The organism is Tessaracoccus sp. O5.2 (assembly GCF_964266725.1).
GTDB classification, from domain to species: domain Bacteria; phylum Actinomycetota; class Actinomycetes; order Propionibacteriales; family Propionibacteriaceae; genus Arachnia; species Arachnia lapidicapta.
In genome coordinates this window covers 192525-201081 of record NZ_CAXWGV010000012.1, presented here as the reverse complement: position 1 = coordinate 201081, position 8557 = coordinate 192525, and the positions used below count along the sequence as shown (strand labels likewise).

The 8557-nt window shown below is 70.4% G+C and carries 5 protein-coding genes and 1 pseudogene; 3 read left to right on the top strand and 3 right to left on the bottom strand.

What is annotated here, in order from left to right:
- The first annotated feature begins 134 nt into the window (after positions 1 to 134).
- A complete protein-coding gene (locus ACFQPD_RS06895; RefSeq protein ID WP_385899659.1) occupies positions 135 to 1124 on the top strand; it encodes an IS5 family transposase in 990 nt (329 codons plus the stop codon).
- A gap of 181 nt (positions 1125 to 1305) precedes the next feature.
- On the opposite strand, the gene ACFQPD_RS06890 is transcribed toward ACFQPD_RS06895, so the two are convergent.
- The 3 genes from ACFQPD_RS06890 to ACFQPD_RS06880 all read right to left on the bottom strand — a co-directional run bounded on the left by ACFQPD_RS06890 (position 1306) and on the right by ACFQPD_RS06880 (position 6004).
- Positions 1306 to 4071 carry an FAD-binding and (Fe-S)-binding domain-containing protein gene (locus tag ACFQPD_RS06890; RefSeq protein ID WP_385899658.1) on the bottom strand — a complete coding sequence of 922 codons (2766 nt, stop codon included), beginning with the start codon at positions 4069 to 4071 and terminating at the stop codon, positions 1306 to 1308.
- Positions 4072 to 4232: 161 nt separating this feature from the next.
- A complete protein-coding gene (locus ACFQPD_RS06885) occupies positions 4233 to 4370 on the bottom strand; it encodes a sugar-binding domain-containing protein (protein ID WP_385899648.1) in 138 nt (45 codons plus the stop codon).
- A 185-nt stretch (positions 4371 to 4555) separates the two neighbouring features.
- Positions 4556 to 6004 (bottom strand): DUF222 domain-containing protein, encoded by a 1449-nt coding sequence (locus tag ACFQPD_RS06880; RefSeq protein WP_385899647.1) that lies wholly within the window; start codon positions 6002 to 6004, stop codon positions 4556 to 4558.
- A gap of 503 nt (positions 6005 to 6507) precedes the next feature.
- On the opposite strand from ACFQPD_RS06880, the gene ACFQPD_RS06875 reads away from it, so the two are divergent.
- The gene (locus ACFQPD_RS06875; RefSeq protein WP_385899646.1) at positions 6508 to 7203 is read left to right on the top strand and encodes a response regulator; all 696 of its coding nucleotides are present in this window, start codon (positions 6508 to 6510) and stop codon (positions 7201 to 7203) included.
- Positions 7200 to 8253, top strand: a pseudogene (locus ACFQPD_RS06870) (sensor histidine kinase); the annotation flags it as partial. The gene ACFQPD_RS06875 and the pseudogene ACFQPD_RS06870, both read left to right, overlap by 4 nt.
- Positions 8254 to 8557: the final 304 nt, after the last annotated feature.

Here is an 8557-nt window from a genome sequence, read left to right as displayed (position 1 = left end):
TAGGGAAACGCTGATTAATCGGCGAGCCTGGGATTTGATGGGCCGGCCTGGTCTGTCGGGGTGGATGGTTGATCAGTGGGTGTTGAGCCGGGTCAATGACGTGTTGGCTAGGTAGAATGCTGGTTGTGGATGAGTTGCAGCCGAGTCTTTCAGAAGTCGAGTACGGCCAGCGTCGCCGGGTCCCGAAGCGGGAGGAGTTCCTCCGGAAGATGGACGCGGTGGTGCCGTGGGCGGACTGGGTCCAGCTGATCGAGCCGTACTACTACAACAAGACCCGCGGCAGGCGGCCGATACCCCTTGAGACGATGCTGCGGATGTACCTGCTGCAGGTGTGGTTCCACCTCTCCGACGAAGGCGTGGAGGACCAGATCAACGACTCGTACGCGATGCGGAAGTTCATGGGTGTGGACTTCGCTACCCGGCAGGTCCCCGACGCCACGACCCTGCTGCATTTTCGGCACCTGCTGGAGGAGCACCAGCTGGGTGAGGCGATGTTCACCGCACTGAACGCCCGGCTGGACGCCGACGGTCTGGTCATGCGTGGCGGCAGCATCGTGGACGCCACGATCATCGCCGCACCTTCCTCGACGAAGAACACCACCGGCACCCGGGATCCGGAGATGCGTCAGACCAGGAAGGGCAACCAGTGGTACTTCGGGCTGAAGGCCCACGCCGGGGTGGATGCCGGCACGGGCCTGGTCCACTCGGTGAGCGTGACAGGAGCCAACGTGCATGATCTGGACGAGATCACCCACCTGGTTCGGGCCGATGACCAGGTCGTCTACGCAGACGCCGGCTACCAGGGGGCCGCGAAACGCCCCGAGATCGTCGGCGACGAGCACCTGGCAGGCGTCGAGTGGAGGATCGCTGCCCGCAAAGGCGTGTTGAAGGCGATGCACCCTCACGAGCAGCTACTGGAGTCCAGGAAGGCGTCGGTACGCGCGAAAGTAGAGCATGTGTTCCTGATCGTGAAGCGGGACTTCGGGCTGGTCAAGACCCGCTACCGCGGTCTGGCGAAGAACCTGAACCAGCTCCAGGTAGCGATGGCCTCGGCGAACCTGCTGATGCTGGCCCGCGCGACCACGATCGAGACCAGACTCAAGACCGCGGTCGCGACCGGGTAGCCCTGGCGGAAGCCTGCCCGGAACCGGCCCGAAGCCCCCAAGCACGAGGGGCCGAAGGCCAGAAGGAACCACTCCGGGGCGACCGAAGCCTCACAGACCAGACTCAGCCGATCTCCAGCCCAGTAGCGCCATTCATCAGCACTTCCCTAGGCGCTCAGCGCGCCGGGGCCCGGCCGCGCGCTCAGGCCCCCCGACCCACCGCGGAGTCGACGCGGGCGGCCAACTCCTCCAGCACGTGCACGTAGGTCTGCCCCGTGGCCCGCGTGAGACCCAGCTCGCAGGTGCGGTTGCAGGACAGGTGCAGGTCGGCGTCGAGTTGCCGAACCGCCTTGGCCTCGTCGCGCGTTGCGGTTGCCGTCAGTTCCTCATGCAGGAGGCCACGGTCGCCGGCGAAGGCGCAGCAGCGCCATCCGTCGGGCACCACCGCCTGATCCGCCACGAGCCCCGCCAGCATCAGCAACGCGTCGTTGACGCCGAGATGCGTGGACGAGCAGGTCGGGTGGACGGCGGCCAGCCGGGCCTTCTGCACCACCGGCAGCCGCGGCGCGACCGCCTCAGCGACCCACTCGGTGGCGTCCAGGACCCGCACGGTGTGCACGCCGGCGGCCTTGAGCGCGACGATGACACCCTCGGTGCACGACACGTTGTCGCCGACCAGCGGCAGCTCACCGCCTCGCGTGTGCTCGACGATCCAGCTCACCAGCCGCTCCCGCATGACGTCGTAGCCGGACGGGAGCCCCTTCGACTTCCACGGGGTGCCGCAACACAAGCCTTGGATGCCGTCGGGCGTGCTCAGCGTCACCCCGGCGACCGTCGCGAGCCGCCGGACGGCCCCCGCGACACCGGTGCCGCACGCGTGGTCGGTGCCGAACATCGTCCCGACGCAGGCAGGCATGAAGATCGCCTGCGGCGACTCGGCCGGCGCCGGACGGCGTACGGGTCCACCTCCGGGCAGTTCCGAGGTCAGCTGTGGCACGATGTCCTCGTCCAGCACCTTCCTGGCCACGCCCAGTACCCCGCGGACCAGCGGCGTCGGCACCTTGTCGACGACCGTCATCCCAACGGAGGCGACCTTCAGCACCGTCGACCAGTGATCGGCCGCGACCTTCCAGCCGCGGTCCAGGACCTTCGACTGATTCTCCCGACGCAGCGTCCGCACGAGGTCGCCGGTGTTGATCTGGACCGGGCACGCGGTCTGGCACATGCCGTCGACGGCGCAGGTCTGGATGACGTCGTAGGTCTCCTGCTCGCGCAGCCGCTCGGCGAGGCGGGTCTCGCCCGCCTGCTCCGCAGCGGCGATCGCGCGCTGGACGACGATGCGCTGTCGCGGGGTGGTCGTCAGGTGCTGGCTCGGGCACACGGGTTCGCAGTAGCCGCACTCGACGCAGTCGTCGATGACGTCGCGCACCGGGCCGGTCGGCTTGATGTCCTTGAGGTGCAGGTGTGGGTCCTCCGTCAGCACCGAGCCTGGGTTGAGGATGCCGGACGGGTCGCAGGCGTTCTTGACGTCCCACATGGCCGTGTACAGCTCGTCGCCGTACTGGCGGCGGACGAACGGCGCCATGATGCGGCCCGTGCCGTGCTCGGCCTTGAGGGTCCCCTCCTGCCCGAGGACCAGCTGCACCATGTCCTCGGTGAAGTCCTCGTACCGGCGCATCGAGGCGTCCCCGGCGAAGTCCTCGGTGACGAGGAAGTGGATGTTGCCGTCCTTGGCGTGGCCGAAGATCACGCCGTCGCGGTAGCCATGGCGGTCGAACAGCACGTGCAACTCGGAGCAGACGGCGCCGAGGCGCTCCATCGGCACCGCGACGTCCTCCAGCAGCGCGGCCGTCCCGGCGGGGCGGTTCCGGGCGACCTTGGTGTAAAGGCCCTTGCGCATCACCCACATGCGGGCGCGGCGGGCCGCGTCGCGCGTGAGTTCCGGATCGGCCGCCAGACCCTGGAGCCCGGCAAAGACCTCGCCACCGGTCGCGGAGGCGCGCTCGATGCCCTCGTCGTCGGCGGCCTGGTACTCCACGAGCAGCGACGCCTGCCGGTCCACGACGAAGCCGGGCGGCAGCACGTCGACGGCGTCGGCGCCCATCGCCTTGATCGAGGCGGCGTCGATGAGCTCGACGACGTCGGCGCCGGAGCCGACCAGACGCGGGAGTGCCGCCGTCGCGGCATCGAGCGAGTCGAACATCAGCAGGCCGGTCGCGGTGCGAGCGGGCACGGGGACGGTGCGGAACACCGCCTCCGCCACGAACCCGAGCGTGCCCTCGGAGCCGATCATCAGGTGCTCGAGGATCTTGACGGGCCGGTCGTGGTCGAGGAAGGAGTTCAGGCCGTAGCCCATCGTGTTCTTGATCGCGTAGCGCCGCTCCAGGTCCGCCCGGAACCGCTCGCCGCGGAGCCGGTCGCGCAGCGTCGTCAAGACCTCGACCAGGGCCGGTTCGTGCCGGACGAGGCGCGCGTCGGCGTCGGCGGCACCGGTGTCGATGACGGTCCCGCTCGGCAGCACGACCGTCATGGACTCCAGCGTGCGGTAGGCGTTGGCCACGGTCCCGCACGTCATGCCCGATGAGTTGTTGGCGATCATGCCGCCGACGGTGCACGCGATCTCCGACGCCGGGTCCGGGCCGAGCTTGCGGCCCAGCCGGCCGAGCCTTGCGTTGACCTCGCGAATCGTCGCGCCGGGCTGGACCCGGACGCGCAGTCCGCCGTCGAGTACCTCGATGTCGCGGAAGTGGCGCCGGACGTCGACCGTCAGGCCCTCCGACAGCGCCTGCCCGGACAGGCTGGTGCCGCCGGACCTCAGCGTCAGCGGCCAGCCGGCCTGGACGGCCACCGACATCGCCACCGCGACGTCGTCGGCCGAGCGGGCGCGCATGAGCGCGTCAGGGATGCGGAGATAGTGCGACGCATCGACCGCGAGGGCGGCGCGGTCGAGTTCGCGGGTGCTGACCATGTCGGGGCCGAGGAGCGCCTGCAGCGCCTCGACCGCCTGCTGGTTGCCGATATCGAAATGAGCCCGAGGGGTGGCCACGTGCGAGTGCATGGTGTGCTCCGTTCATCGTCGAACACCAGCAACCTAGCACTCGGTCGAACCATTCGGGCACCTACCCTCGGCTACGCCTCCAGCAGGTTGCGCGCAGTGACCGAGTCCGTGATGAGCACGTCGCACCATCCCCCGACCAGAGCGCCGCGGATCGCCTCGAGCTTGCGCCGCCCACCCGCCACGGCGATCCGGCGCGGCAGCCGCCCCACCGTCCCACCCCCTCGCAGGAAACCCCACCAACGCTGAAGTGGCGCCTGGATCGTTCGCTGAGGTCGCGCCACCCCGTTCGCTGAGGTCGCGCCACCCCGTTCGCTGAGGTCGCGCCCGACGGCGCAGCCGTCCGGGCGAGTCTCGAAGCCGACGCCTCAGGCGTCGATCCCCCAGACGGCGCAGGTCAGGTGCCGTCGCCCCAGATGGCGGCGGAGCGGCGGATGAGATCATCCAGGTCCGGCCGGCCGGCGGCGGACAACTCCGTCTCGGGAGGGTCGACGTCCGGCGGGTCAGCGTCGGGTGGGTCGGGGTCTGGGCCCGGTGGTGCCCCGGCCTGGATCTGTCGGAGTCGGAAGCGTCGATGCTGCCGCGGCCGCCGCGCGGGATCAACATGCTTGGGCGGGGTGAACCACGGCAGCCCGGTGATCGGATCCAGATCCACCCGCCACTGCGACGCCTCGGACTGCAACGGATCCGGTTCCACCAGGCGGTGGTGGTGCGGACAGAGCAATACCCCGTTGCCAAGCCGAGTGACACCGCCCTGCCACCACGGCTCGATGTGATGCGCCTCACAACACGCCGGGGTCGCCGCACAGCCGGGGAACGCGCACCCACCGTCGCGCTGCACCAGCGCGGCGCGCAGGCCGGGGGTGAACATGCGGTAGGTGCGGCCCACGTCCAGGAGCCGGGATGGTCCGCCCAGGACGACGGGGATGATGCCGGCGTCGCAGGCGAGGCGGCGGACCTCCCCGGCGGACAGGCCGTCGACGTCGTCGACCCCGATCAGCCCGACCTTCCCCAGGCCGGTGGTGAGGGTGTCGAGGTCGAGGGTGACGTGCACCTGTGGCCGGTCCCCACCGTGCGCGGGCAGGGCGCCAGTGGTGGCGGCTTTCTGGGTGAGCAGGACCAGCGCATCGGCGCGCCTGGCGTCGCGTGACGGGGCCTCACCGACGGCGAGGTAGGTGGAGGCGTCGGGCACCAACGCATCCAGCTGCGCCGATAGCAACGCAGCGTCCGCGACCGGGAGTTGTCCGGTGATCCGCATCGACCCGTGATAGTCCGGCGCCAGCCGCAGGAACCTGCCCCGATGAGCCGCGGCCTCCTCCCGTGCCAGGCGCTTCGCATCATCGACATCCGATGCATCGGGGTCGATGATCTCGACCAGCCTCGCGGCAAGGACCCGCAACTCGCTGGGGCCGAGGGTGTCGGTGTGGTGCAGGATCTTCTCCTCGCAGCGGGTCAGCTCCGCGCGGGTTAAGCGCCCGGGGAGTTTGCGCAGACCGGTGACGATGGCGTCGGCCTGGGGCAGCGAGATGGTGCCGTCGTTGAGCGCTGCGCCGATCAGCCGGAACCGGTCACACAGATCCTGCGCAAGCCGGAGACTCGCGGTGGCTTGGGCGGGGGTGGTGCGCACCGACTGCCGCACCCCCTCGATCACATTCTCCGCCGCCGCCAGCTTCGCCTCATGCAGCAGGTGGAGGCGTAGCCCGGCCAGTTGGGCTTCGGCTTCCGTGACCGCGGCGACGAGGCCGGCGAGGCGGTCTGCTGGGGTGTCGTCGGTGGTGAGTGTCAGCGCGGCGTCCCAGAGTGCAGCGATGGATCGCTGCATCTGCTCGCGCATGGAATCACTCATGTGAACTATTCTGACCGAGGCCACTGACAATTTCTGATCGGCGGTCAGGTCGCGGATCGACGCCCACGGCGTCGCTCAGCGCCGACTCCGCCACCGTCGCCTCACTCGAGGCCGGGACCCTGGCCACGGGGCACCTCCTGGGGCTGGGACACCGGCGGATACTCCATCTGGCGGGCTCCGCAAACACCAGCGGGGGCATGAGCGCGAAAGGGGCTACCGCGAGACGCTGCGCAGGGCGGCGCCCAGCCTCTCCCTGTCCTCCACGGCGACTGGTCCGCGGAGTCGGGGGACACCTTGGCCAGACGGTCGACCCAGACTCCTTCACCGTCGCGTTCTCCTGCAACGACCAGGTGGCACTGGGGTTCCTGCCTCGAGTGGCACGTCGGGTCATCCCGCCCGAACTCGTGATCGGGAGTCGACGGCGGCACCACTCTGACTGCGTCAGGCCCTCCCGCGAATCCAAGGCATACCCGGCCCGGTATCCTGATCACCAGGAGGAAACCGTGGCACCCACCATCCTCGTCGTCGACGACGCAGCCGAGATTCGCACACTCCTGCGCACCTATCTCGAAGCCGAGGGCATGGACGTGCACGAGGCGGGATCCGGGGAGGAGGCGATCCGGCTCACCGCGGACCTGAGTCCGGACGTGGTCCTGCTCGACCTCGGCCTCCCCGACCTGTCAGGACTCGACGTGCTCGGGCGCGTCCGCGCGACCTCGTCGGTCTACGTCATCGTCGTCACGGCGCGCGCCGAGGAGGTGGACAAGCTGGTGAGCCTCAGCCTCGGCGCCGACGACTACATCGTCAAACCGTTCAGCCCCCGAGAGGTAGTGGCCCGGGTGCACGCGGTCCTCCGCCGGCCGCGCCTGGAATCCGTCGCCGCCGACGACACCCTCCGGTTCGCCGGACTGACGATCTCGCCGTCGTCGCGGGAGATCAGCCTCGAGGACCGCGCCGTCACCCTCAGCGCCCTGGACTTCGACCTGCTGCTCGCCCTGGCCCGCAAACCGGGGCGCGTCTTCTCCCGCGCCCAGCTCCTCGAGCAAGTGTGGGGCTACGCCTTCTACGGCGACGAGCGAGTGGTCGACGTCCACATCCGCACGATCCGCGCGGCCCTCGGCGACGACGGATCCCGGTACGTCGGAACCGTGCGAGGGGTGGGCTACCGGTTCATCGGCACCCCCGTGGGCCAGCCATGAAGCGCCTGGCGACCAGACTGGCCCTCAGCCACATCCTCGTGGTGGCGGTCGGCTCGGTGGTGGCCTTCCTCCTGTCGCGGACCCTCGCCCCGGCCCTCTACGACCGGATGCAGCAGCGCGGCCCCCGGCCCGGGCAGGGCATGACCTTCCGGCAGGAACTCCTCGAGTCGGTCGACCTCGCGCTGCTCATCGGCGCCCTCGCTGGGGTGGTCGTGGCCACGGTCCTGGGCCTCGTCATCGCGGTGCGGTTCACCCGCCCGGTGCACCAGCTGCAGGAGGCCGCGCGGCGCATGGCCGCCGGCGATTACGCCGTCGAGGTACCGGACGCGCCGTCGCAGGAGCTGGGTGACCTCGCCGTCGACCTGCAGGCACTCGGCGCCTCCCTCGCGGGCACCGAGGCGCGCCGAGTCAGGCTTCTGGGCGACGTCGCCCACGAATTGCGCACCCCGCTCACCATCGTTGGGGGCTACGTCGAGGGCATGCTCGACGGCGTCGTCCCCACCGACGCCAAGAATCTGACCCTCATCGGACGCGAGGTGTCGCGGATGCGGCGCCTGGCGGAGGACCTCGCCTCGCTGTCGAGATCGCAGGAGGTCGGGGTGGAGTTGCGCCGCACTCGCATCGACGTCGCGGCCACCGTGGCCGAGGCCGCCGAGCGGCTCCGGCCCCAGGCCGACGACGCCGGCGTGCGGCTGACCGTGGCCGGGGCCCCTGCCTGGGCCCACGCGGATCCGGAACGGCTCGCGCAGGTCGTCACCAACCTGGTGGGCAACGCGCTGCGGGCGGTGTCGCGGGGTGGGTCGGTCACCGTCGACACCACCGCGGCCGACGGCTGGGTGCGGGTCGACGTCCGGGACGACGGCGTGGGACTCGCGGCCGAGGACCTGGAGCGGATCTTCGAGCGCTTCTACCGGGTCGATCATCGCCACGCCGACCGGCGTGGCGGGGGCTCGGGCATCGGGTTGACCATCGCCCGGCAGATAGCGCGGGCGCACGGTGGGGACCTGGTCGCGCAGTCGCGCGGGCAGGGTCAGGGTGCGGTGTTCACCCNGTCAGGGTGAACACCGCACCCTGACCCTGCCCGCCGCCGGCTGACGGCGTCCGCCCTCGCAGGTTCGTGACCGTTCGCCGAGGTCGCGCCGATGTGGTCCGCTGATGTGGCGAGCCTGCCTCGTTGGTGAGGTCGCGCCCGGTGGGCAGCACCCGGGCGAGTCTCGAAGCCGACGCCACCCCGCTCGCTGAGGTCGCTCTGGCCCGTTCGCTGAGGTCGCGCCCGACGGCGGAGTCGTCCGGGCGAGTCTCGAAGCCGACGCCACCCCGCTCGCTGAGGTCGCGCCCGACGGCGGAGCCGTCC

Bases quoted from the DNA above. Each gene is read 5' to 3' on its own strand.
- ACFQPD_RS06890 (WP_385899658.1), bottom strand. From the start codon at position 4,071: ATGGTCAGCACCCGCGAACTCGACCGCGCCGCCCTCGCGGTCGATGCG.
- ACFQPD_RS06880 (WP_385899647.1), bottom strand. From the start codon at position 6,004: ATGAGTGATTCCATGCGCGAGCAGATGCAGCGATCCATCGCTGCACTC.